Annotated in this window: 26 protein-coding genes; 15 read left to right on the top strand and 11 right to left on the bottom strand. The window is 49.3% G+C overall.

Annotated features, from left to right (window positions below):
• Positions 1-99: 99 nt before the first annotated feature.
• A complete protein-coding gene (locus NNO03_RS04045; protein WP_271448888.1) occupies positions 100-405 on the bottom strand; it encodes a DUF1161 domain-containing protein in 306 nt (101 codons plus the stop codon).
• Between the two features lie 106 nt (positions 406-511).
• On the opposite strand from NNO03_RS04045, the gene NNO03_RS04040 reads away from it, so the two are divergent.
• Entirely contained in the window at positions 512-1,222 is a 711-nt protein-coding gene (locus tag NNO03_RS04040) for a YnfC family lipoprotein (RefSeq protein WP_271448885.1), read from the top strand.
• A gap of 6 nt (positions 1,223-1,228) precedes the next feature.
• Here the strand turns inward: NNO03_RS04040 and speG are convergent, their stop codons facing one another.
• Both speG and NNO03_RS04030 read right to left on the bottom strand, forming a co-directional pair.
• Complete coding sequence (speG, locus tag NNO03_RS04035) at positions 1,229-1,789, bottom strand: spermidine N1-acetyltransferase (RefSeq protein WP_271448884.1); 561 nt, start codon at positions 1,787-1,789, stop codon at positions 1,229-1,231.
• A gap of 37 nt (positions 1,790-1,826) precedes the next feature.
• A complete protein-coding gene (locus tag NNO03_RS04030; protein WP_137383113.1) occupies positions 1,827-2,168 on the bottom strand; it encodes a DUF1283 family protein in 342 nt (113 codons plus the stop codon).
• 154 nt (positions 2,169-2,322) lie between these two features.
• Between NNO03_RS04030 and NNO03_RS04025 the strand changes: the two genes are divergently transcribed.
• The 5 genes from NNO03_RS04025 to NNO03_RS04005 all read left to right on the top strand — a co-directional run bounded on the left by NNO03_RS04025 (position 2,323) and on the right by NNO03_RS04005 (position 8,078).
• The gene (locus NNO03_RS04025) at positions 2,323-2,649 is read left to right on the top strand and encodes a YnfA family protein (RefSeq protein ID WP_005121149.1); all 327 of its coding nucleotides are present in this window, start codon (positions 2,323-2,325) and stop codon (positions 2,647-2,649) included.
• A 107-nt stretch (positions 2,650-2,756) separates the two neighbouring features.
• Positions 2,757-3,971 (top strand): starvation-sensing protein RspA, encoded by a 1,215-nt coding sequence (rspA, locus tag NNO03_RS04020; protein ID WP_005121148.1) that lies wholly within the window; start codon positions 2,757-2,759, stop codon positions 3,969-3,971.
• A gap of 13 nt (positions 3,972-3,984) precedes the next feature.
• Entirely contained in the window at positions 3,985-5,004 is a 1,020-nt protein-coding gene (locus NNO03_RS04015) for a Zn-dependent oxidoreductase (protein WP_271440532.1), read from the top strand.
• A gap of 53 nt (positions 5,005-5,057) precedes the next feature.
• Entirely contained in the window at positions 5,058-6,437 is a 1,380-nt protein-coding gene (locus tag NNO03_RS04010) for an MFS transporter (protein WP_271440531.1), read from the top strand.
• 165 nt (positions 6,438-6,602) lie between these two features.
• The gene (locus NNO03_RS04005) at positions 6,603-8,078 is read left to right on the top strand and encodes a mannitol dehydrogenase family protein (RefSeq protein ID WP_271448883.1); all 1,476 of its coding nucleotides are present in this window, start codon (positions 6,603-6,605) and stop codon (positions 8,076-8,078) included.
• A 66-nt stretch (positions 8,079-8,144) separates the two neighbouring features.
• Here NNO03_RS04005 and ydfZ read toward each other — a convergent pair whose 3' ends face one another.
• The 3 genes from ydfZ to ydfG all read right to left on the bottom strand — a co-directional run bounded on the left by ydfZ (position 8,145) and on the right by ydfG (position 10,058).
• Positions 8,145-8,348 carry a putative selenium delivery protein YdfZ gene (gene ydfZ / locus NNO03_RS04000; RefSeq protein WP_003032393.1) on the bottom strand — a complete coding sequence of 68 codons (204 nt, stop codon included), beginning with the start codon at positions 8,346-8,348 and terminating at the stop codon, positions 8,145-8,147.
• Positions 8,349-8,538: 190 nt separating this feature from the next.
• Positions 8,539-9,225 (bottom strand): GntR family transcriptional regulator, encoded by a 687-nt coding sequence (locus NNO03_RS03995; RefSeq protein WP_202038684.1) that lies wholly within the window; start codon positions 9,223-9,225, stop codon positions 8,539-8,541.
• Positions 9,226-9,311: 86 nt separating this feature from the next.
• Positions 9,312-10,058, bottom strand: a complete 747-nt coding sequence (ydfG, locus tag NNO03_RS03990) for a bifunctional NADP-dependent 3-hydroxy acid dehydrogenase/3-hydroxypropionate dehydrogenase YdfG (protein WP_137383108.1) — start codon at positions 10,056-10,058, stop codon at positions 9,312-9,314.
• A 137-nt stretch (positions 10,059-10,195) separates the two neighbouring features.
• Between ydfG and dcp the strand changes: the two genes are divergently transcribed.
• The 3 genes from dcp to NNO03_RS03975 all read left to right on the top strand — a co-directional run bounded on the left by dcp (position 10,196) and on the right by NNO03_RS03975 (position 14,078).
• Positions 10,196-12,241, top strand: a complete 2,046-nt coding sequence (gene dcp, locus NNO03_RS03985; RefSeq protein WP_271448882.1) for a peptidyl-dipeptidase Dcp — start codon at positions 10,196-10,198, stop codon at positions 12,239-12,241.
• A gap of 90 nt (positions 12,242-12,331) precedes the next feature.
• Positions 12,332-12,865 carry a hypothetical protein gene (locus tag NNO03_RS03980; RefSeq protein ID WP_271448881.1) on the top strand — a complete coding sequence of 178 codons (534 nt, stop codon included), beginning with the start codon at positions 12,332-12,334 and terminating at the stop codon, positions 12,863-12,865.
• Between the two features lie 286 nt (positions 12,866-13,151).
• Positions 13,152-14,078 carry a diguanylate cyclase gene (locus NNO03_RS03975; RefSeq protein WP_271448880.1) on the top strand — a complete coding sequence of 309 codons (927 nt, stop codon included), beginning with the start codon at positions 13,152-13,154 and terminating at the stop codon, positions 14,076-14,078.
• A 283-nt stretch (positions 14,079-14,361) separates the two neighbouring features.
• On the opposite strand, the gene mgtS is transcribed toward NNO03_RS03975, so the two are convergent.
• Positions 14,362-14,457: a protein MgtS gene (mgtS, locus tag NNO03_RS03970; RefSeq protein WP_003032406.1), complete on the bottom strand. Its 96-nt coding sequence runs from the start codon at positions 14,455-14,457 to the stop codon at positions 14,362-14,364.
• A gap of 485 nt (positions 14,458-14,942) precedes the next feature.
• Between mgtS and urtA the strand changes: the two genes are divergently transcribed.
• Genes urtA through urtE form a run of 5 tightly spaced genes read left to right on the top strand, consistent with a single transcriptional unit; the run spans position 14,943 to position 20,410 of the window.
• Positions 14,943-16,214 carry an urea ABC transporter substrate-binding protein gene (gene urtA / locus NNO03_RS03965; RefSeq protein WP_271442140.1) on the top strand — a complete coding sequence of 424 codons (1,272 nt, stop codon included), beginning with the start codon at positions 14,943-14,945 and terminating at the stop codon, positions 16,212-16,214.
• Positions 16,215-16,257: 43 nt separating this feature from the next.
• Positions 16,258-17,832 (top strand): urea ABC transporter permease subunit UrtB, encoded by a 1,575-nt coding sequence (urtB, locus tag NNO03_RS03960; protein ID WP_271448879.1) that lies wholly within the window; start codon positions 16,258-16,260, stop codon positions 17,830-17,832.
• Positions 17,832-18,905: an urea ABC transporter permease subunit UrtC gene (gene urtC, locus NNO03_RS03955; protein WP_271448878.1), complete on the top strand. Its 1,074-nt coding sequence runs from the start codon at positions 17,832-17,834 to the stop codon at positions 18,903-18,905. Before urtB ends, urtC begins: the two co-directional genes overlap by 1 nt.
• Positions 18,905-19,702 carry an urea ABC transporter ATP-binding protein UrtD gene (gene urtD, locus NNO03_RS03950; RefSeq protein WP_271448877.1) on the top strand — a complete coding sequence of 266 codons (798 nt, stop codon included), beginning with the start codon at positions 18,905-18,907 and terminating at the stop codon, positions 19,700-19,702. The genes urtC and urtD overlap by 1 nt, the downstream gene beginning before the upstream one ends.
• A 9-nt stretch (positions 19,703-19,711) precedes the next feature.
• Entirely contained in the window at positions 19,712-20,410 is a 699-nt protein-coding gene (gene urtE, locus NNO03_RS03945; protein WP_271448876.1) for an urea ABC transporter ATP-binding subunit UrtE, read from the top strand.
• A gap of 40 nt (positions 20,411-20,450) precedes the next feature.
• Here the strand turns inward: urtE and ydeE are convergent, their stop codons facing one another.
• Positions 20,451-21,638: an efflux MFS transporter YdeE gene (gene ydeE / locus NNO03_RS03940; protein ID WP_271442135.1), complete on the bottom strand. Its 1,188-nt coding sequence runs from the start codon at positions 21,636-21,638 to the stop codon at positions 20,451-20,453.
• Positions 21,639-21,835: 197 nt separating this feature from the next.
• Here ydeE and eamA point away from each other — a divergent pair, with 197 nt between their 5' ends.
• Positions 21,836-22,735, top strand: a complete 900-nt coding sequence (gene eamA, locus NNO03_RS03935; RefSeq protein ID WP_271448875.1) for an O-acetylserine/cysteine exporter — start codon at positions 21,836-21,838, stop codon at positions 22,733-22,735.
• Between the two features lie 30 nt (positions 22,736-22,765).
• Here the strand turns inward: eamA and marB are convergent, their stop codons facing one another.
• From marB to marR, 3 genes are read right to left on the bottom strand one after another with little or no spacing between them, the layout of a single operon-like run.
• Positions 22,766-22,984: a multiple antibiotic resistance protein MarB gene (marB, locus tag NNO03_RS03930; RefSeq protein WP_005122747.1), complete on the bottom strand. Its 219-nt coding sequence runs from the start codon at positions 22,982-22,984 to the stop codon at positions 22,766-22,768.
• 30 nt (positions 22,985-23,014) lie between these two features.
• On the bottom strand, positions 23,015-23,398 hold the full coding sequence (marA, locus tag NNO03_RS03925; RefSeq protein ID WP_003032424.1) for an MDR efflux pump AcrAB transcriptional activator MarA: 384 nt from the start codon (positions 23,396-23,398) through the stop codon (positions 23,015-23,017).
• An 18-nt stretch (positions 23,399-23,416) separates the two neighbouring features.
• Entirely contained in the window at positions 23,417-23,851 is a 435-nt protein-coding gene (marR, locus tag NNO03_RS03920; RefSeq protein WP_137383096.1) for a multiple antibiotic resistance transcriptional regulator MarR, read from the bottom strand.
• Positions 23,852-23,861 lie beyond the last annotated feature (10 nt).

Raw genomic sequence — 23,861 nt, 5'->3', positions numbered from 1 at the left:
CTAGCTTGCTAACAATGAAATTGAGTCTACCTATTTATAGGTAAATCTTATTAATGCATATCAAACAGGAGTGACCCTCCGCGAACGGAGGGTAAAAATTTACTGCGGTTCAGACATGTGGCCGTCTTGAGAAGGGCTACTGTTTGCGGGCGTGTTACCGCTGTGGGTTCGGGTATAGAGGATCTTGTGCGTATCATTGGCACAATGACCGACCACCAGTGAATCAGGCTGATCGGCCTGGTCATTAGGAACAATATTCAGCGTGAAACTGGATTCCGCGACACCATTATTCATAATGCGCTGTTCGATATCACTCTTCACGCGCTCACAGGACGCGGGTGCCGCCAGGATCTGCGGGGAAGCGACCAGTAATAAGCTCGCGGCAATTCCTGTTATGTATTTCATCATCAACTCCTTTCGTGATCGACATAAACTAAGATTAGCATTTCTGGTGTAAATAACTGTATTTGCTAATATGATTGAGAATTATCTACTTATCCCGGTGAAAAATGTGAAGAAACAGACCCTGTTAGGTTTCCTGTGTATCGTGTTGGTTGGGTGTGATAACGCCAAAGGGCTGGTGTCCTTTACGCCGGAAATGGCCAGCTTCTCCAATGAATTTGATTTTGATCCGTTACGCGGCCCGGTGAAAGATTTTAGTCAGACCCTGCTCAACGACAAAGGCGAAGTGACCAAGCGCGTCACAGGTACGCTCTCGCAGGAAGGCTGTTTTGATACGCTGGAATTGCATGATGTCGAAAATAATACGGGAATGGCATTAGTGCTGGATGCGAACTTCTATCGGGACGCCGAAACGCTGGAAAAACGGATCCGTTTACAGGGGAAATGCCAACTGGCGGAACTGCCTTCTGCGGGCGTAGTGTGGGATACCGACGATAACGGTTTTGTTGTGTCCGCCACGGGAAAAGAGATGAAGGTGCAGTACCGGTATGACGCGGAAGGCTACCCGCTCGGCAAAACCACCATCAGTAAGGACAATACGCTGCAGGTTGACGCTAAACCGTCAGCCGATCCATTGAAAAAACTGGATTACACGGCAGTCAGCATGCTGAACGATCACCCTTTAGGTAACGTCAAACAAACCTGTGAGTATGATTCGTATGCTAATCCGGTCAACTGCCAGCTGGTTATCGTTGACGAAAGCGTAAAGCCGGCAGTTGAGCATCATTACTCGATTGAAAACACCATTGATTACTACTAACCGTTTTTACTGAGCGGTAGGTTGTAACAGGTTGGGACCCGGTGTTTTGTGATCGGCCAGATATTGCTGTTGGAAGATACACATGCGAATGGTGTTACGGTATTGGCCGTTAATAAAGAACTCATGAATCAGTTCACCTTCCACCATAAAGCCAAGTTTGCGGTAGATGTGAATTGCTTTTTCGTTCTCTTTATCAACGATCAGATACAGCTTATATAAGTTAAGCACGGTAAAACCGTAATCCATCGCCAGTTTTGCCGCGCGCGTTGCCAGACCTTTGCCCTGGTAATCCGGGGAAATGATGATCTGAAATTCAGCCCGGCGGTGCACATGGTTTATTTCAACCAGCTCCACCAGCCCGGCTTTCTCACCGTCACACTCGACCACAAAACGGCGTTCACTTTGGTCGTGAATGTGTTTGTCATACAGGTCTGACAGCTCCACAAACGCTTCGTAAGGTTCTTCAAACCAGTAGCGCATGACGCTGGCGTTGTTATCAAGCTGATGGACGAAACGTAAATCTTCACGCTCCAGCGGGCGCAGCTTTACACTGAGGGCGCTTGCCATATCGTATCCTTTCAATATCTTCTAGTGAGCACAATGATTATGGGGCAACGGTGCGGCCAGTGCGACGATCGAGACAACGCAGGGTGTTAGGCTCCCAGTACGCATTCAGGTTCGCGCTTTGTTCGCATTTATCACGGCTATCAAAAGCAGCATCGGCTTTGTCCCACTCTTTCTCTGTACGCTTGTTGACTTTCTGACGCAACTGACGCGTATCGTTCCATTGTTCCTTTTCCATTGCGGCCTGTTGACGACTTTGCGCACTGTCCCCGGACTCTATGACCAGTTTACTGGTTTCAGCAAATGCGGAAGAGGTGTACACAGCCGCCGCCAGCGTCAGCATGGCCGTCAGGCACAGGCGTTTGGTCAGTGTAATTTTCATGGCGAATTCCTTTAATGAGAAAGGGAAAAAAACGATAAAACAGGGTTAAATTCTACACTATTCCTGCGTCAGGGCATACCCACTGGGCGCATATGGATACGTTGGACATATTCTGTCGTATCATGGTTAAACCGAAGGTAACTGAATAACTTCAATGCTTAAGACAACATTACTTTTCTTCGTCACCGCGTTATGCGAAATCATTGGCTGCTTTTTACCCTGGCTGTGGCTTAAGCGTGGGGCGACGGCCTGGCTGCTGGTTCCCGCTGGGGTGTCATTAGCGCTGTTCGTCTGGTTGCTGACGCTACATCCGGCGGCGAGCGGGCGGGTATATGCCGCGTATGGTGGCGTATATGTGGTGACTGCATTGCTCTGGTTACGCATTGTCGATGGCGTAAAATTGAGCCTGTACGACTGGTCCGGTGCGTTAGTGGCACTGTGTGGGATGTTGATCATCGTGGCTGGATGGGGGCGCGCATAGCGCCTTTTTTGTGATCAGTGAGCGCTTTTTTGATCTTTATACTTGTATGGTAGTAGCTCAGTTGGGTAAATTTCCTGCATCACAAGAAGAGATGTAAGGATTGAAAAATGAAGATTGTCGGGGCTGAAGTTTTTGTTACCTGTCCAGGACGTAATTTTGTCACGCTGAAAATCACGACAGACGATGGGATCACCGGATTAGGGGATGCCACGCTGAACGGACGTGAATTATCCGTGGCGTCCTACCTGAAAGATCATGTGTGTCCACAGCTCATTGGGCGTGATGCGCATCGAATTGAGGATATCTGGCAGTTTTTCTACAAGGGGGCATACTGGCGTCGCGGCCCGGTAACGATGTCGGCGATTTCTGCGGTGGATATGGCCCTGTGGGATATCAAAGCGAAGGCGGCGAATATGCCGTTGTACCAGTTGCTGGGTGGCGCATCACGCGAAGGCGTCATGGTGTACTGTCACACAACGGGCCATTCCATTGATGATGTGCTGGAGGATTACGCGCGTCATAAAGAGATGGGGTTTAAAGCGATCCGTGTGCAGTGTGGCGTACCGGGGATGAAGACCACCTACGGTATGTCTAAAGGTAAAGGCCTGGCCTACGAACCTGCGACCAAAGGCCAGTGGCCGGAAGAACAACTGTGGTCGACGGAGAAATATCTCGATTTCACACCGAAATTGTTTGAAGCCGTTCGCAACAAATTTGGTTTTGATGAGCATCTTCTGCATGACATGCATCACCGCCTGACGCCAATTGAAGCGGCCCGTTTTGGCAAGAGCATTGAACAATACCGTTTATTCTGGATGGAAGATCCTACTCCGGCTGAAAATCAGGCGTGTTTCCGCCTGATCCGCCAGCATACGGTCACGCCGATTGCTGTAGGGGAAGTCTTCAACAGTATCTGGGACTGCAAGCAGCTTATTGAAGAACAGCTGATTGACTATATCCGCACCACTATTACCCACGCAGGCGGTATCACCGGTATGCGTCGTATTGCTGATTTTGCCTCACTTTATCAGGTACGCACGGGTTCTCATGGACCTTCCGATTTGTCGCCAGTCTGCATGGCCGCTGCGCTGCATTTCGATCTGTGGGTACCAAACTTCGGTGTGCAGGAATATATGGGGTACTCAGAACAGATGTTGGAAGTGTTCCCGCATAACTGGACCTTTGATAACGGCTATATGCACCCAGGTGACAAACCAGGGCTCGGTATCGAGTTTGACGAAAAACTTGCAGCGAAATATCCGTACGATCCCGCATATCTGCCGGTCGCCCGTCTTGAAGATGGCACGTTGTGGAACTGGTAAGGAGTGATTTGTTATGAATAGTATTGTGATTGAAAAACCGAATACGCTTGTTATCGCGCAGCGACCAGTACCAGAACCTTCAGCAGGAGAGGTCCGGGTAAAAGTAAAACTGGCGGGGATTTGCGGTTCAGACAGCCATATTTATCGTGGACATAATCCATTTGCGAAATATCCGCGAGTTATTGGCCATGAATTCTTTGGTGTAATAGATGCTGTTGGTGAAGGAGTAGAGCGTTCGCGTATAGGTGAACGTGTGTCCGTTGATCCGGTTATCAGTTGTGGACATTGCTACCCTTGCTCAATTGGTAAACCAAATGTTTGCACCTCGCTGGTTGTATTGGGTGTTCATCGTGATGGCGGTTTTAGTGAGTACGCGGTTGTACCCGCGAAAAATGCCTGGTTAATCCCTGACGCAGTGAAAGATGAGCACGCTGTTATGGTGGAACCTTTTACCATCGCGGCGAACGTGACCGGACAAGTTCAACCAACAGAGAACGATATCGCACTGATTTACGGAGCCGGCCCGATGGGGCTCACGACTGTTCAGGCACTTAAACATGTTTACAACGTAAAAACAGTAGTGATTGCAGACAGAATTGACGAACGTCTGACGATGGCAAAACAGTGCGGTGCTGACTGGACAGTCAATAATGGGCAGCAATCATTGCAGGATTTTCTTGCTGAGAAGGCGCTGAAACCTACGATTATCGTGGATGCGGCTTGTCATCCATCCATTTTACAGGAGGCTATCACGCTGGCATCACCGGCTGCGCGAATCGTTTTAATGGGATTCTCCAGCGAACCTTGCCAGATTGTACAGCAAGGTATTACAGGGAAAGAGCTTTCAATCTATTCTTCAAGATTAAATGCAAATAAATTCCCGGTTGTTATTGATTGGTTGGTCAAAGGACTTATCGACCCTAATAAACTCATTACCCATACTTTTGACTATCACCACGTTACCGACGCAATTGAATTGTTTGAGAAAGATCAGCAGCACTGCTGCAAAGTTTTACTCACATTCACTGAATAATATTAATAACTGCGAGTAAGTGGTACGCATCTTACCTCTTAGAGATAGCCAATATGAATCAAGAAAAACACGAAAGGTCAACGAAAGATCTGGTGAGAGCAGCCGTTTCAGGATGGTTAGGGACAGCTCTCGAATTTATGGATTTCCAATTATATTCATTGGGTGCCGCACTGGTATTTCATGAAATATTTTTCCCGGAACAATCTGCCGCGATGGCACTCATTCTGGCAATGGGTACATACGGGGCAGGGTATATTGCACGAATAGTTGGAGCATTTATTTTCGGTAAAATGGGGGATAGTATTGGTCGAAAAAAAGTGCTGTTTATTACAATAACTATGATGGGGATCTGTACAACATTAATTGGTGTGTTACCGACATATGCGCAAATTGGAATTTTTGCTCCTGTTTTGCTGGTGACGCTGCGTATTGTGCAGGGACTTGGTGCAGGAGCCGAAATCTCTGGTGCGGGTACAATGCTCGCAGAGTACGCACCAAAAGGAAAACGCGGTATCATTTCCTCTCTTGTTGCAATGGGAACTAACTGCGGCACATTAAGTGCTACTGCAATCTGGGCCGTGATGTTCTTTGCCCTTGATCGTGAGGAATTGTTAGCCTGGGGTTGGCGAATTCCGTTCCTGGCGAGTGTAGTGGTTATGATTTTTGCCATCTGGTTGCGCATGAACCTCAAAGAAAGTCCAGTATTTGAGAAAGTTAATGATGAGGAAAATGCACCTGCATTAAATAACCCGTCAGAAAATACGCTGGGTGCAATGTTTACCAGTAAGTCTTTCTGGTTGGCAACCGGCTTACGTTTTGGACAGGCGGGTAACTCAGGTTTAATTCAGACTTTCCTTGCCGGATATTTGGTGCAAACACTGTTGTTTGATAAATCAATACCGACAGATGCCTTAATGATTAGTTCTGTTCTTGGCTTTATTACAATACCTTTATTAGGCTGGTTGTCAGATAAATTTGGTCGCCGTTTGCCATATATAATTCTGAATATATCTGCAATTATTCTTGCTTATCCAATGTTATCGATTGTTGTAGATAAAACGTATAGCCCCGGCGTCATTATGACAGCGCTGATTGTTATTCATAATTTTGCGGTGCTGGGATTGTTCGCACTCGAAAATATTACCATGGCTGAAATGTTCGGCGCGCGTAATCGCTTCACCCGAATGGCAATTTCAAAAGAGGCCGGTGGATTGGTGGCCGTTGGTTTTGGCCCTGTTCTGGCGGGTATTTTCTGCAACATGACAAATTCCTGGTGGCCGATTCTGGTGATGGTTATGGCTTACTCGCTCATTGGTTTGGTTTCAGCACTGCTAATGCCTGAAGTGAAAGACCGTGATTTGAGTGTCCTGGAAGATGCTGCGGAAGTGAGCAAAACCGAGAAGGTTCGTGCCGGAGCCACTCAGGCAGGCTAGTACGGACAGGGTATGGTCAGGTCTGAACTGATGGCCTGATCATGCTATTACACAGCTTTCCATGATGTCATACCAATCATGGAAAGTTTAATGCAAATCAAAACATACAACCATACAGGTGTTACTCTGAGACAGTCCTGATTTCATTGATAAGTAGGTCATACAATGCAAAACAAGCTCTTAGCGGCAAAGGCTGCACTTCCTGGCTACGATCGTACAAAATTGGTTCCACGTATTGTTCATCTGGGGTTCGGTGCTTTCCACCGCGCACACCAGGGGGTATACGCTGACATCCTGGCAGCAGATCACAATAGTGACTGGGGATATTGCGAAGTAAACCTGATTGGCGGAGAGCAGCAGATTGCTGATTTGAAACAGCAAGATAACCTGTACACCGTTGCGGAAATGTCTGCGGATGCCTGGACAGCAAGAGTTGTTGGCGTGGTTAAAAAGGCATTGCATGCACAGGTTGATGGTCTGGAAGCTGTACTGGCTGCGCTGTGCGAACCGCAGGTGGCGATCGTTTCCCTGACCATAACTGAGAAGGGATATTGCCATTCTCCGGCAACCGGGCAATTGATGTTGGATAACCCGATGATTGCCGCCGACCTGCAAAACCCAAAACAGCCGAAGACCGCGCCGGGTGTGGTGGTTGAAGCACTTGCACGCCGTAAAGCCGCAGGTTTAGGTGCGTTTACTGTTATGTCCTGTGACAACATGCCTGAAAACGGTCATGTGATGCGTAATGTTGTGACCGCATATGCACGCGCGGTGGATGCTGAGCTGGCTGCATGGATCGAACAACATGTGACGTTCCCGTCAACAATGGTTGACCGTATTGTCCCGGCGGTAACCCCAGATACGCTGGACAAAATTGAACAACTTACCGGGGTACGCGATCCGGCGGGTGTGGCATGCGAACCGTTCCGTCAGTGGGTCATTGAAGATAATTTTGTCGTTGGGCGCCCAGAGTGGGAAAAAGCCGGCGCTGAACTGGTGTCAGATGTTATCCCGTTCGAAGAGATGAAGTTGCGCATGCTTAACGGCAGCCACTCTTTCCTTGCTTACCTCGGCTACCTGGCAGGATATCAACACATCAACGATTGTATGGGGGATGAGAACTATCGTGTCGCCGCCCGCACGTTGATGCTGCAGGAGCAAGCACCAACGTTGAAAGTGAAAGGGGTGGATCTCCAGCATTATGCCGACTTACTGATTGACCGTTATAGCAACCCGGCGTTGCGCCACCGTACCTGGCAGATTGCCATGGACGGTAGTCAGAAACTGCCGCAACGTATGCTCGACTCTGTGCGTTGGCATATTGTGCACGGTAGTGGTTTTGATCTGCTTGCACTCGGTGTGGCGGGTTGGATGCGCTATGTCGGGGGTGTGGATGAGCAGGGGCAAGTCATTGAAATTAGCGATCCGCTGCTGCCAGTGATCCAGAAAGCGGTACAGAACAGTCACGAAGGTGAAGAGCGTGTGCAGGCGCTATTGGCTATAGACGCTATTTTTGGTGACGAACTGCCACAGATTGAACTGTTTAAAAAGCGGGTTACAGAAGCGTACCTGACTTTGCTGGCGGAAGGCGCGAAAGCAACGGTTGCGAAATATGCTGCGAAATTACAGTCAGTAATATAACTCTCTATGTCGCCATCCGGCTTTAACAACAGCCAGATGGCGCATTGTTTTTGGCATTCACACCAATTAGTTCATGCCTAAACGAATCAGTTCGAGGGGGGCATATTTGCCTTCACATCCTTCGATTTCCACTGTTTTACCGCGGCGGATTTGCTCAGCGGTCAGGCCATCGGTGTCAATGGCTGTAATACGGCCGGTGAGTCCGGTGTCACTAATCATGACGCGGCTGCCAGTGGTGATTGCGTTGCGGTTACGATCGTATGTTTTCATGGTGTTTTCTCCTTTCCAACTTACCGTCAAAGCCCGTGGGCTTTTAGTCCCACGTAACGGGCGCAATATAAATACGCTTCTCGTTAATGATTTTTTTTGTTTTCGATCAAAATCACAGCTTTTTTTATGGGGATATGCAGGAGAGGGAATCGTTCGGGGAAACTCACCTCAGTGAGAGGTGAGCTACGTATTAGTCTTCGCTAAACCAGTCGCTATTTTCCTGACGAATAAGCTGAACAGATTCGCTAATTTCCTGTAGATGCAGCTTCATTGCATGCTCGACGGCATCGCCATCATGTTTTACCAGCGCTGCAAAGATATCATGGTGCTGACGAAGTAGCATTTCAGGCGGGGAGACGTGATCCAGACTCATATAGCGCACACGGTCAATCGTGGCTTTAATATTCTCGACGGTGTCCCAGGCAAGTTGGCAATCAGCGATTAATGCCAGTTTCTGATGAAATTCATCATCAAGCTGGAAAAAATCGTTGAGCTGCTTACGGTCAATGGCAATGCGTTGCTGATGCAGGTTTTGTTCAAGTTGATAGCACTGGTTGTCGGTGATCATCGAGGCGGCGCGGCGGGCCACGGCACACTCAATGGCCTGACGTACAAAACAGCCATTTTGCACCTGCGACAGCGAGATCTTATTCACGTAACTGCCACGTTGTGGACGGATCTGAATCAAACCGTTTTCTGCCAGTTTGATGAATGCTTCTCGTACCGGTTGGCGAGACACGTTAAAGCGTACGGAAACCTCTTTCTCCGACAATGGCGTACCGGGTGCAATCAGACAATGCACGATATCGCTGCGAAGAATACGGTAAATCTGTTGATTTACCGGCTGTGTAGGGTTGAGCTGCGTTTCTACGGTCATTCATTCTTACTTATTAGAGAGTTAACCCGGATATTTTATCACTTATAGAGCGCTTTCTATACCCGGCACAAGGCCGGGTATCTCATTTAGCTTCGATGCACGCTGAGCCCGGCAAAAGACTGGGTGACAGGCATCATCTCAAGGGTATTGATGTTGACATGAGCCGGTAACGAAGCAACCCACCATACGGCTTCAGTGACATCTTGCGGAGTCAGTGCAGTGGTATTTTCGTAGGTTTTGCCTGCTTTATCATCGTCGCCTTTGAAGCGCACATTAGAGAACTCGGTACCGCCAACCAGTCCGGGTTCAATGTCGGTCACGCGGATCGCTGTGCCATGTAAGTCTGTACGCAGGTTCAGACTAAACTGACGAACAAACGCTTTGGTTGCACCATACACGTTCCCGCCAGCGTACGGCCAACTACCGGCGGTAGAGCCGATATTAATAATATGGCCGCGGTTACGCTCGACCATGCCCGGCAGAACGGCACGCGTCATATAAATCAGGCCTTTGTTGTTGGTATCGATCATGGTTTCCCAGTCATCAACATTCGCTTTGTGGGCTGGCTCAAGACCCAGCGCCAGACCGGCATTGTTGACCAGGATATCGATATTGCGCCATTCGGCGGGCAGGGCGTCCAGCATCTCTTCAATGGATGCGCGATTGCGTACGTCAAGCTGGGCGGTATACAGATTATTACCCAGTTCATCTTTCAGTTCCTGCAGACGTTCCTGGCGGCGTCCGGTGGCAATAACTTTATGCCCATTCTCAATAAAACGACGCGTAATGCACTCACCAAAACCTGCTGTTGCTCCGGTTACTAAAACGATCATCTCACTGTTCCTCAACGCTTTTTATGTAGTACTACCATAGCACGTCATTTCTGTTCAGAGCTATTCCTGCTTAACGAGATTGCGGTCGAATCCTGGGAGGCCTACTCTAGTAAACAAATCGTTTTCAGGAGGAAAAGATGTCGTTAACAAATCCTTTTTTGCACCACAGCACATTACCTTACCAGGCACCGCAATTCGATCGGATTGAAGATTGCCATTATCGGCCCGCGTTTGATGAAGGTGTGAAACAAAAACGCGCTGAAATAGCGGCGATTGTGCAAAACCAACAGGCTCCTGATTTCACAAATACATTGCTGGCGCTTGAGCAAAGTGGGGCGTTGTTGGCGCGCGTCACCAGCGTTTTCTTTGCGATGACGGCAGCGCATACCAACGATGAGCTTCAGCGTCTTGACGAGGCGTTCTCCGCTGAACTGGCCGCGCTGGCCAATGATATCTACCTCAATGACGCACTTTTTGCGCGTATAGATGCCGTCTGGCAGCAACGCTCTTCGCTGGATCTGGAAGGTGAGTCATTGCGTCTGTTGGAGGTGGTTCACCAACGCTTTGTGTTGGCAGGGGCACGTCTTAATGACGCCGACAAATCGCGTCTGAAAGCGCTAAATACGGAGTCAGCAACGTTAACCAGTCAGTTCAATCAGCGTTTGCTGGCGGCGAACAAAGCAGGTGCACTGGTCGTGGATGATGTCCATCAACTTGACGGACTCAGTGCAGAGGAAATTGCCGTTGCGGCAGAAGCCGCCAGAAACAAAGGACTTGAGGTTCGCTGGGTTATCCCACTATTGAACACCACACAACAACCGGCACTTGCTGCGTTACGCGATCGACAGACACGAAAAAACCTGTTTACCCAGGCCTGGACGCGGGCGGAAAAAGAGGATGCCAACGATACACGCGCCATTATTAAACGGCTGGTGGAGATCCGCCGAGAGCAGGCAACATTGCTGGGTTTTGCGAATTTTGCCGCCTGGAAAATTGCCGATCAGATGGCGAAAACGCCAGAAGCGGCACTTTCTTTTATGCGGGCGATCGTGCCCGCAGCACGTCAACGCGCGCTCAATGAGCAGGCTGAAATTCAGAAAACGATTAATCAGCAACAGGGCGAATTCGAGGTTGAGGCCTGGGACTGGGCATTTTATGCCGAGCAGGTGCGTCGTGAAAAATATGCTCTTGATGAAGCTCTGCTTAAACCTTACTTTGCCCTGGATACGGTGCTGAATGAAGGTGTTTTCTGGACAGCAAACCAACTGTTTGGCATTAAATTCATCGAGCGCTTTGATATCCCTGTTTATCATCCGGATGTACGGGTTTGGGAGATTTTCGATCATGATGGCGTAGGACTGGCGCTATTTTATGGTGATTTCTTTGCCCGTGACTCAAAAAGTGGTGGTGCCTGGATGGGGAATTTTGTTGAGCAATCGCTGCAAAATGAAACCAGACCGGTCATTTACAACGTCTGCAACTATCAGAAACCTGCTCAGGGCCAACCCGCCTTGCTGCTGTGGGATGATGTCATCACGTTGTTCCATGAGTTCGGACACACGTTACATGGTCTGTTTGCCAGCCAACGGTATGCAACGCTGTCAGGCACGAATACCCCGCGTGATTTCGTCGAGTTCCCGTCGCAGATTAACGAACACTGGGCGAGTGATCCGCAGGTTTTCGCGCGTTATGCTCGCCATGTTGAAACGGGTGAAAAAATGCCCCAGCCATTGCTGGAGAAGATGCAACGGGCCAGCTTGTTTAACAAAGGTTATGATATGACGGAGCTTCTCAGCGCTGCATTGCTGGATATGCGCTGGCACAGCCTGGAGCAGAGTGTGTCATCACTGTCAGTCGATGAATTTGAGCAACAGGCCCTGGCTGCGGAAGGATTGGATCTGCAGGCTGTACCGTCGCGTTATCGCAGTAGCTATTTTGCCCATATCTTCGGCGGTGGTTATGCCGCAGGGTATTACGCTTATTTATGGACGCAAATGCTGGCCGATGACGGCTATCAGTGGTTTGTAGAGCAGGGCGGGTTGACTCGTGAAAACGGACAGAAATTCCGCGAAGCGGTTTTGTCCCGTGGTAACAGCACTGATTTAGCAGAGCTTTATCGCCAGTGGAGTGGCCGCGACCCCAAAATGGAGCCAATGCTCAAACACCGTGGTTTGAGCGCTTAAGACATTCTCAGCCAAAAAATTGAACCGGGCGAGATGCCCGGTTTTTAGCTGGATTTTTTCTTCCCCAAAATGTGAAATGGACGAATGCTAATGAGGTTGCCAACAAAGGTAGAGCTGATTTCATCCTGCTTTGCTGCTACTTGGGTTATTTGGTGTGCATGGGCAGACAAAACTACCCATGATACTTACCTTTTTGACGGGGTGCTTTATAAGTCAGTTATTGTTGGAATCTCTTTCCTGATAAGCGTGTTCATGGCCTGGCGTGTGTACCTAAGAAATAAGTACGCAGCAGATAGGGTTAAGAGGCTTTTTGGCGTTTGCCTGACCGTTATGATGTGCCTGAGTTTTACTTTTTGGAACGTTCCAGAATTAGTAATGATCTCATCAGCTAATCAGCATGTGAGTGATAATTACAGATTCAAGATGAAATACCCCATACAATCTGGAGGTAGAACCCGGCCATGTAAGGCTCGTGTTATCTACTATGACACATACCTGAAGCGTGAAATCGCGCTCTGCCACTGGGATGATGCTCCCTCTTTTTTCTATAAGGATTATATTCGAGTAGATAAGCTGATTTCAGGTATGGGCGGACAGGTTCTTTATCACGAAGCCGTTAATTGAGTAAATTGTCATCAAATATCACATTTCATGTGGTTAATATTATCGTCGTTTTTTGCGATTTAACTCAGAGGTGTTTTGTTTCATTAAATATAAAACAATAAAAATGACAACAATCTTATCGTATTGATTATCATGGTTATTTTGATTTCAAATTGATTTATTATCATGCGAGGTAATCTTTATTTACTTTCCTTAGCATTAATTACTATTAAAAAATTTACATAAGTTTTCCTTTTTGGCGCTAAAATACCCATGTCTAAATGTTCATACAGGGAAGGAAACCGTGATGATCAGAAGAACGAAGGAAATAGATGCAATTTTAATCGAACTTAACAAATCAATTGATGCTCATTATAAGTGGCTAGTGAAAATGTTTCGCTGTGTGGTGTCATCAGACGTTACTCAGCCTGATATTACGGGCGATGACGCTCACTTCGTTTGTCAATTTGGGCAGTGGCTCAAAGACCATCCACAGCACGATGATGATGAATGTAGTTATGTCAGCAAGATTAACGCGACTCACGAGAAAATGCATTTATTAGGCAAGGAATTGCTCTTGGCAATCGTGGAAGAGCGCAGCCATTCATGGCATTTCGACAGTTTCCAGGATGCGTTACTGGCATTTACGTCTGCGGTTATGGACTACAAAATATATTTACTGACTATTCGCAGTAATATTGATGTCTTAACAGGTTTGCCTGGCAGAAGAATGCTTGATGAGTCGTTTGATCAGCAGTTACTCGATGCTGAGCCGCTTAACCTGTACATATTGTTGCTGGATATCGACCGCTTTAAACATGTTAATGATACCTACGGGCATCTGGTTGGTGACATGGTATTGCGTAACCTTGCGTCAAATTTATTATCATGGACTCGATACGATGAGGTTGCCTATCGCTATGGTGGTGAGGAATTCATTGTCATCATCCGAACCAAAACGGACGAGCAGGCGTGCCAGGCAGGGGGGCGTCTTTGTCATCTGATTGGCCAGAAAAAAATCCCTTACCCAGAAGGCGAAATCGGTATAACGGTAACGGCTGGCATTACCAGAGTTCAACAGGGTGAAACGCTGGACAACGGTCTTGGACGTGCTGACAGAGCCATGTATGAGGGGAAACAGACCGGCAGGAATCGCTGCATGTTTATGGATGAAAAAGAGAAAATCACGTTAGTTGGCACCAATGATCAACTGGCACCGCTCGTCAGAGCGTGAATTTAATCAGCGCAGATCGGCTGTAGTTACGTTTCGTTTAACTTCCATTGTGGTTGTCGATGATATGTTAGCCGACTATTCGTTATCTTCGCAGGGAATTGCCAGATAACGGATAAAGCAAAACACAAATCTATCCATGCAAGCATTTACCGCTGGTTTTCCGGCGGTTTTTTTTTACCTGTAATTCAGAGAAATGATTCAGGGAAGGGAAGCAGGTAAAAAAATGGCCCCTTGTGCAGTTACGCTACAAGGGGCCGGTTCGGTGCAGGACTATCTCCGTTCATCAATCATCCCATCTGTGGCTAAAATACGCGGCCAGGAAACCGGAAAATAAAATAATTCCCAGAACAGCCATAAAAATATTCATATTACCCAGCATAGTAAATGCTCCTTTATCTATGAGTTTCCTCTCTTACCTTAATTTCACCTCGTTAATGACTATAGTAGCAATTCGAACTTAAACAAAGAGTGAACTGTGTGATTATTTCGTCTGAAATGTAAAGTTATGGCCTTTTCTCGTCGAAGAAAATAAATAATAGTGACGAAACGGGTACCCCCATCAACAAATAATCACAATGTTATCCTGTAATCCGTGGCAGCTGTCGGGTTGTCCGGACACAATATGTTGCACGTTTATAATGCAACACTGTGTCATGGTGGTTCAATTCTTCACTCTTACCGTCATGACGATGCTTTCTTTTTATCCGCGCTTCATTGATGATATTTATAATTCTTTGAATTATCTGTTGTTTTTATATCTGGCACTGTTTTTGCCTTATCACTTCTGAACACCCTTAATTTGCACCGTTTTGTCTGCCCGGTAGCACCGGAGCTTTCAGCAAGTCTACTTTCAGGAGTGAAACTATGCAGCGTCGTACATTATTAAAAGCCTTTGCTCTTTCGGCCTCTGTTGTGGCTATGGGGATGAGTTTTTGCGTACAGGCTGCCGACACCATTAAAGTTGGCATCATGCATTCGTTGTCCGGGACAATGGCTATTTCTGAAACACCGCTGAAGGATGTGGCGTTGATGACCATTGATGAGATCAACGCCAAAGGCGGTGTACTGGGGAAAAAACTGGAGCCTGTAGTGGTCGACCCGGCGTCAAACTGGCCGCTGTTTGCCGAAAAAGCCCGTCAGTTGCTAAGCCAGGACAAAGTGGCGGTGGTTTTTGGTTGCTGGACATCGGTTTCGCGCAAATCGGTACTGCCGGTATTTGAAGAGTTAAACGGCCTGTTGTTTTATCCCGTACAGTACGAAGGTGAAGAGATGTCACCTAACGTTTTCTATACCGGCGCAGCGCCCAATCAGCAGGCCATTCCGGCGGTTGAGTATCTGATGAGTGAAGACGGTGGCAGTGCAAAACGTTTCTTCCTGCTGGGCACCGACTACGTCTATCCGCGAACAACCAATAAAATTCTTCGTGCCTGGCTGCATTCAAAAGGCGTTGCGGATAAAGACATTGAAGAAGTTTATACCCCATTTGGTCACAGCGATTACCAGACCATCGTCGCCAGCATCAAAAAATTCTCCGCAGGGGGGAAAACGGCGGTGGTCTCTACCATTAATGGCGACTCTAACGTTCCGTTCTATAAAGAGCTGGCAAACCAGGGCCTGAAAGCGACCGATGTCCCGGTCGTTGCTTTCTCTGTTGGAGAAGAGGAGTTGCGCGGTATTGATACCAAACCCCTGGTAGGCAATCTTGCGGCCTGGAACTATTTTGAATCCGTTGATAATGCCACCAATAAGCAATTTATCGCTGATTACCGCGCCTATGCGAAAGCACACAAACTGCCGAATGCTGATTCTGTGGTCACGAACGATCCGATGGAAGCAACGTATGTTGGCCTGCACATGTGGGCGCAGGCTGTTGAAAAAGCGGGGACGACGGATGTGGATAAAGTTCGCGCAGCCATGGCGGGGCAATCATTCGCTGCACCTTCTGGCTTTACGTTGACAATGGATACAACGAACCACCACCTGCATAAACCCGTCATGATTGGCGAAATCGAAAACAACGGTCAGTTTAACGTGGTATGGCAAACGGATGCCACGGTCCGTGCCCAACCGTGGAGCCCGTATATCGCCGGGAATGATAAAAAATCTGAGCAGCCCGTTAAAACCGCCAGCAACTGATCTTACGCCCTCCTGTGGGAGGGCCTAATAGGAGAACGCTATCATGAAAGCCAGGCGCTTTATTCGTGGTGTGTTGTTGCTGACGTGGCTTTTGCCGTGGATAGCGCAGGCAACAGATGCCGATACTTTCGCTGCGGCCAGTCGGACACAGCAGGCGACATTACTGGAACAATGGGCGATTAACCCCGATGTGCAGCGTTTACCTTTGCTTAATGCCTTGAGTGGCGAAAACCTGCTGACCGATGACGCTAAAAATGCATTCACGATGAACGGTTCGCATGTGCAATCACTGGGGGCGGCCAGCATGCCCAGCGGCGAATTAAAAAAAATCCGCCTGACTAACCGCCTGCGTAATCTGGTGGCTGGCACATTGGCTATTCATCAACTTTTAGGTGACAGTGTCACCTTGAGAATGACTGCCGCCCGGACATTACTGCGTGAAGCACTGCCAGACATGTTGCCATTTTTGCAGCACAGGCTGCTGCAGGAGACGGATGCTGGCGTGAAATCCACCCTTGCCGCTGCTCTGGCAAACCTGCAACTGAACAGTACTTCGCCCGAAGTCAGGCGTCAGGCCATCGAATTGCTGGGCGCATCCAATGATCCTGAAACACAAGCGCGGTTACAGCCTTTCACCCAGGTGGAGCATGAACCCGATGCGCGCGTACGCGCTGCCGCCAGCGAAAGCTTGAATACCATCGGACATCGAATGAAGGTTGGAGAGCTGCTTGGCCAGGCGTTTATGGGATTATCGCTGGGGTCTATTTTATTGCTGGCGGCGCTGGGGCTGGCTATCACCTACGGTCTGCTCGGCGTCATTAATATGGCGCACGGTGAAATGCTGATGCTTGGCGCTTACTGTACCTGGATAGTGCAACAACTGATGAGCCAGTTTTTCCCTCAGTGGTTAGCCTTTTATCCGCTGATTGCGCTGCCGGTTGCCTTCTTGCTGACCGCCGCAATTGGAATGCTGCTGGAGCGCGGAGTGATCCGCCATTTGTACGGACGCCCACTTGAAACGCTACTGGCAACATGGGGGATTAGCCTGATGCTGATCCAGTTGGTGCGTATGACCTTTGGTGCGCAAAACCTGGAGGTAGCTAACCCGGCGTGGCTGTCAGGTGGTATGCAGGTCTATGCCAATCTGATTTTGCCATGGAACCGGGTTGTGGTACTGGGATTTGCCATTCTGGTGCTGTTTTTCACCTGGTTGTTGCTGAATAAAACCCGTCTGGGTATGCGCGTGCGTGCGGTGACGCAAAACCGCAGCATGGCTGACTGCTGCGGTGTTCCCACAGGGCGGGTGGATATGTTGGCATTTGGTCTTGGGTCCGGCATTGCCGGGCTGGGGGGCGTGGCGCTATCGCAGTTGGGCAACGTGGGGCCAGAACTGGGGCAAAGCTACATCATTGATTCATTTTTGGTGGTGGTGCTGGGTGGCGTTGGACAGCTTGCCGGGAGCGTCGCGGCGGCGTTTGGGTTGGGGATTTTCAACAAAATTCTCGAACCGCAGGTTGGGGCAGTTCTCGGCAAAATTATGATACTTGTGCTGATTATTCTGTTTATTCAGAAACGCCCGCAGGGGCTGTTTGCGCTAAAAGGGAGGGTCATTGACTGATGACGATGCCAATGACATTAACGCTGGCGCGCAAAGCGCCGCGTATTACCGGTGTGCTGGGGCTGACTTTACTGCTGGCGCTGATTATTCTGCCATTTCTCGCACTTCTGCCTGCGGATCATCCGCTGGCGATATCTGTCTGGACACTGACACTGGTCGGGAAAATTCTCTGTTATGCCATTGTGGCCGTTGCCCTGGATCTGGTGTGGGGATATGCCGGAATGCTGTCGCTGGGCCACGGTATTTTCTTTGCGCTGGGCGGTTATGCGATGGGGATGTACCTGATGCGCCAGGCATCTGGTGCTGGGGTGCCCGCGTTTATGTCGTTCCTGTCGTGGACTGAACTTCCGTGGTTCTGGTGGGGAACACAGCATTTTCTTTGGGCGATGGTGCTGGTTGTTTTGGTGCCAGGTTTGCTGGCGTTGGTGTTTGGCTGGTTTGCCTTCCGTTCAAAAATCAAAGGCGTCTATTTTTCCATCATGACGCAGGCGCTCACCTTTGCCGGCATGCTGCTGTTCTTCCGTAACGAAACCGGGTTTGGTGGTAATAACGGATTTACCGGTTTTACCACTATTCTGGGATTTTCGGTGACGGCGATCACGACGCGTATCGCGTTGTTCCTGGCGACAGTTGTGTTGCTGGTTATGGCGCTGTGGATCGGGTTGGCGCTGGCTCGCAGTAAATTTGGCCGCATTTTGACCGCCGTTCGCGACGCTGAAAACAGGTTGATGTTCTGCGGATATGACCCAAAGGGCTTCAAACTCCTGGTGTGGACGCTCTCAGCAGTCCTGTGCGGGCTGGCGGGGGCGTTGTATGTTCCGCAGGTGGGCATCATTAACCCCAGCGAAATGTCACCCACCAACTCAATTGAAGCCGCGATTTGGGTCGCACTGGGTGGACGCGGTACGTTGATTGGCCCGGTGTTTGGCGCGGTGCTGGTGAACTGCGCTAAAAGTTGGTTTACCGTCATCATGCCGGAATACTGGCAATTGTTTCTCGGCCTGATTTTTATTGGCGTTACGCTGTTTTTGCCTCGCGGCGTGATTGGTCTGTTTCGCAAGGGAGACAAATAATGCAGCCAGATGAAGGACTTTTTACCCGCCAGATGCCAGGCGATCGTTTTCGCAATCAAACAGATCCGGTGCTCCAACTGGAAAAAATAAACGTTAACTTTGATGGTTTCCAGGCGCTAACAGATTTGACGCTCAATATTGGGGTTGGAGAGTTACGCTGCGTTATTGGACCCAATGGCGCGGGAAAAACCACCTTGATGGATGTCATCACCGGTAAAACGAAACCGCAAAGTGGGCAGGCGATTTACGATCAATCCATTGATTTAACAGCACTCGACGCCATCGCCATTGCTCGCCAGGGCATTGGTCGCAAATTTCAGAAACCGACCGTATTTGAAGCGTTGACGGTGGAAGAGAACCTCGAGTTGGCGATGAAAAATGATAAATCCGTTTGGAGTGCCTTACGGGCGAGTTTGTCGGGAGAACAGCGGGATCGCATCGATGACATATTGACGCTGTTGCGACTGAGTAACGAACGCGCCCGTCGTGCTGGCCTCCTTTCGCATGGACAGAAACAATTTCTGGAGATTGGTATGTTGCTGGTGCAGGAGCCGCATTTGCTGCTACTGGATGAACCGGCTGCCGGGATGACGGATGCTGAGACGGAATACACCGCGGAACTGTTTCGCCAGCTTGCCGGAAAACATTCTCTGATGGTGGTTGAGCACGATATGGGGTTTGTTGAGAGCATTGCTGATCACGTCACGGTATTGCACCAGGGGCGGGTATTGGCCGAGGGGAGCCTGCGCGATGTTCAGGCCAACGAGCAGGTGATTGACGTTTATCTCGGTCGCTAAGGAGTGCTGATGCTACAGGTAAATGAATTAAATCAATACTATGGCGGCAGCCATATCCTGCGCGGCGTGAGTTTTGAGGCGCGTATCGGGGAAGTAACATGTCTGCTGGGGCGTAATGGGGTTGGCAAAACGACACTGCTGAAGTGCCTGATGGGGCTGATTCCAACCCGCAACGGCAGCGTTATCTGGCAGGGTAAAAACATGACTCACCGTAAGCCACATCAGCGGGTGCAGGCGGGGGTGGCGTATGTGCCGCAGGGGCGCGATATTTTTCCTCGCCTGACGGTGGAAGAAAATCTGCTGTTGGGACTCTCGCGGTTTTCAGCACAAGAGTCAAAACGTGTACCGGATGAAATTTATGCGTTGTTTCCGGTATTGCAGGAGATGAAATACCGGCGGGGCGGTGATTTATCGGGCGGGCAACAGCAACAGTTAGCTATTGGCCGGGCGCTGGCCAGTCGCCCGCAGTTGTTGATCCTCGATGAACCAACAGAGGGAATTCAGCCTTCGGTTATTAAGGAGATTGGCCTGGTTATCAGCCAACTGGCCCATCGTGGTGATATGGCTATATTGCTGGTGGAGCAGTTTTATGACTTTGCCGAACAGCTTGCGGACAAATACCTGTTAATGTCGCGGGGAAGTATTATTCAACGCGGAACAGGTGAAAACATGGCAGCAGAAGGTGTGCGTGGGTTGGTTGCCATCTGAATCAGGCGACAGTGCAGTTATGGCACTGTCGCCGTAATGTTCAGCAGACTGCCGGTTGGCTCCAGGGTTTGGCGCGCATGCCTTTTATCATTAACGCCCAGGCAAGGACAATCGCCACCATCAGTGCGACAAACAGCGACCATGGGGGCAGAGTGGTCAGGATGACCCCGCTGACTAATGGGTTTACCGCCGCGCCAAGCCAGCCCAGTGACTGGGCGGAAAAGTAACTGGCTTTCATGCCCGCCGGTGCGATGTTGTCGATCAGCATGTATTCACCCGGTGCATAGATGACCTCGCCAATGGTGAAAAAGGCGGCTGAAATCCCCCAGAACAGCAGGCTGTTGCCTGAGAAGGTAAAACCGACCAGACCGATAACAAAAAACAGTGTACCTGCAGCCATCAGCGGGCGGATGTTTGCAGACGTCAGTCTGCGTCCGACAGCATATTGCAGCGATACTACAATTGCCGCGTTGACGGGCAGAACAACTGCCACCACTTTCTCAGCAAAATCGCCATCGGCAACCACCATCACGTACTGAGAAATACAGGATGCAAATGCGCCACCAACAAACGAGGCCAGAAAAGCAGACAACGTAAACCAGCATAATGCTTTATCGCGCAGCAGAACCGAGGGTGACCATACTGCCGCGTTCAAACCTTCGGAGGGGATTGCAGAACGTTTTACCCATGTCTGGATAAATACCAGTGGGAAGGCTGAACATATGGCCGCCAACCAGAACGGTAGGTTAATGCTTTGCATGACCAGCAGCGTGCCCAACGGTGGACCAACGGTCCATCCGATGTTCAACACGGTGTAGTTAAGTGAGAAAATCTTTGTTTTATTGGTGGCAGAGAGGTTGTCGGCAAACCAGGCTTTCAGCACGGTGGCAAACACGGAGTAGGCACAGTTTATCAGCGCGAAGAGCAGAACTACCACCACCACGTTATGCACCAGAGGAATCGCGATAAAGCCGGATGCGAAACCCGCAATTGCCAGCAGCATAAAGCGTTTTTTTTCAAACTTATCGGCCAGAATACCGAATCCAAGGCTGAAAACGACGCCAATAGTCAGTGCTACCGTCATTGCATAACCGATCAGATCGACACCCAGACCATACTGACGACTGAGGTAAATCGTCATGAATGGCAGCGTGGCTCCGCGCCCAATGGTTAATAGTAATGATGACGCGAGTAATGCAAGGGTCGACCTTCTCAGCGAGATATTCATTTTTTGCCCGACAGTGCATGTTGTTATGTTTTTTTTAGATATCAGAAACAAATAGCATGCTAAAAGTGTGATGTACACTCAATAAGTTGTCTGAAAATGCCCTGTGTGGCCTACCTGAATTAATGATCTGTTACGGTACAACGATTTCCGTTACCTTAACTTGTTTACAAAAATTTAATATTTGCAGGGGCGGTGGTATGTCGCGTAAAGATGGGTTGTTGGCGTTACTGGTTGTCGTGGTATGGGGGCTTAACTTTGTCGTCATCAAAGTGGGCTTGCACAATATGCCGCCGTTGATGCTGGCAGGCTTGCGCTTTTTACTGGTGGCGTTTCCCGCAATTTTTTTTGTTGCCCGCCCGAAGATCCCGCTCTCGCTGTTACTTGGCTATGGTCTGACCATCAGCTTCGGTCAGTTCGCTTTTCTGTTTAGCGCCATCAAGTTTGGGATGCCTGCCGGTCTGGCATCGCTGGTTTTACAGGCGCAAGCGTTTTTCACTATCGTGCTGGGGGCGTTCGCCTTTGGCGAGCGTTTGCAGGGGAAGCAACTGGTCGGTATCGCGCTGGCGGTGTTTGGTGTACTGGTATTGATTGAGGCGAGTCTCAATGGACAACATGTCGGTATGCTTGGCTTTATGCTGACGCTGGCGGCGGCACTAAGCTGGGCCTGCGGCAATATCTTTAATAAGAAAATTATGCAGCATACTTCGCGTCCAGCGGTCATGTCGCTGGTGGTGTGGAGCGCATTAATTCCTGTGGTTCCGTTTTTTCTGGCATCGGCATTTCTTGATGGCCCAACGCAAATCGTGCAGAGTCTTGTGGCGATCGATATGACTACCATCTTGTCCCTGGTGTATCTGGCCTTTGTGGCGACCATTGTGGGCTATGGCATTTGGGGCTCACTGCTGGGGCGCTATGAAACCTGGCGTGTTGCGCCACTGTCGTTACTGGTACCCGTGGTGGGGTTGGCCAGTGCCGCAGTGCTGCTGGATGAAACGTTAACCGGACTGCAACTGCTTGGTGCGTTGTTGATCATGGCGGGGTTGTATATCAACGTGTTCGGTTTTCGACTGCGCAAGATTGCACAGGCGCGGGGCTAAAAAAAAGCCCCGCAGTGGCGGGGCTAAAAATTACAGGCTGTGCATATTGTAATAAGGCACGCCTAACTCATCGGATTTATCGCTGCCGGCACCCATATGATTAAAATCGAACGGTGACTGATCGTGCGCAGGGGGCATAATCATCGCGTCGCGATTATTTTGCGTTGTTGGCTGCGGGGTCTGTTCCGCCATGCTCTGGCCCGACACAACAAGCAGCAGGGCCAGCATCGCATAAGACAGAAGTTTCATGATTTCCTCGGTTACGTCGTTAACTGGCGATTAGCAATTACATTGATTGAGCGGTAGCAAATACCGGGATTCGCCATGCATATTCGTCATCCGATATTTATGCGGCGGTACATCAAAATAGTTCTTGAATGTCCGGGTCAGCGTTTGCTGAGACTCAAAACCGTATCGCTCCGCAAGATAGAGGATCGGTTCGTTACTCTCTTTCAATTTTTGCGCTATTTCAGTCATTTTACGGCTACGGATGTATTGACCTAATGAATGGCCTGTTTCTTTTTTGAACATCCGCTGCAGGTGCCATTTGGAGTAACCTGAACGCTCAGACACTTTTTCCAGCGAGAGTGGCGATTCAAGGTTATTTTCGATCCAGTCCAAAATGCTATGAATAGTGATTGTGTCAGTATTGCGTCTGGACATCGTCATACCTCTTTCTGTTTACGGCAGGATTCTCTTAAGCAAATGCTCAAGTGTTGCTACTTCTTCCGCCGTTAAGTTTTTTGTTAGTTCCTGGTGCAGGTCTTGCCCTACTAATTGATGACACTGCTCGCAAATTGCTGCGCCGTCTTCGGTGAGTTTCACCAGCACGCCGCGCTTGTCATGTGGATTCGGAAGCCTTTCTATCCAGCCTTTACAGGCCAGTCTGTCCAGCATCCGTGTCAGGGCGCCAAGATCGACAGACAGCACTTTTTTCAATTCGACAGGGGTAATGCACACCGCGCAACGGATGGAGCAGAGCACCTTAAACTGCGATGCCGTGATATCCAGCGGTGACAAATAGTCGTTTAATAAACGATCTTTTTTCTGATTAACCATGTAGATCAAACGACCCAGTGGGATGATTTCATTGAACAGATCACTGGTGCTTTTCACAATGGTTGCC

Source organism: Citrobacter sp. Igbk 16, assembly GCF_028069755.1.
GTDB lineage: Bacteria > Pseudomonadota > Gammaproteobacteria > Enterobacterales > Enterobacteriaceae > Citrobacter.
This window is presented reverse-complemented; position numbering and strand designations above follow the sequence as displayed.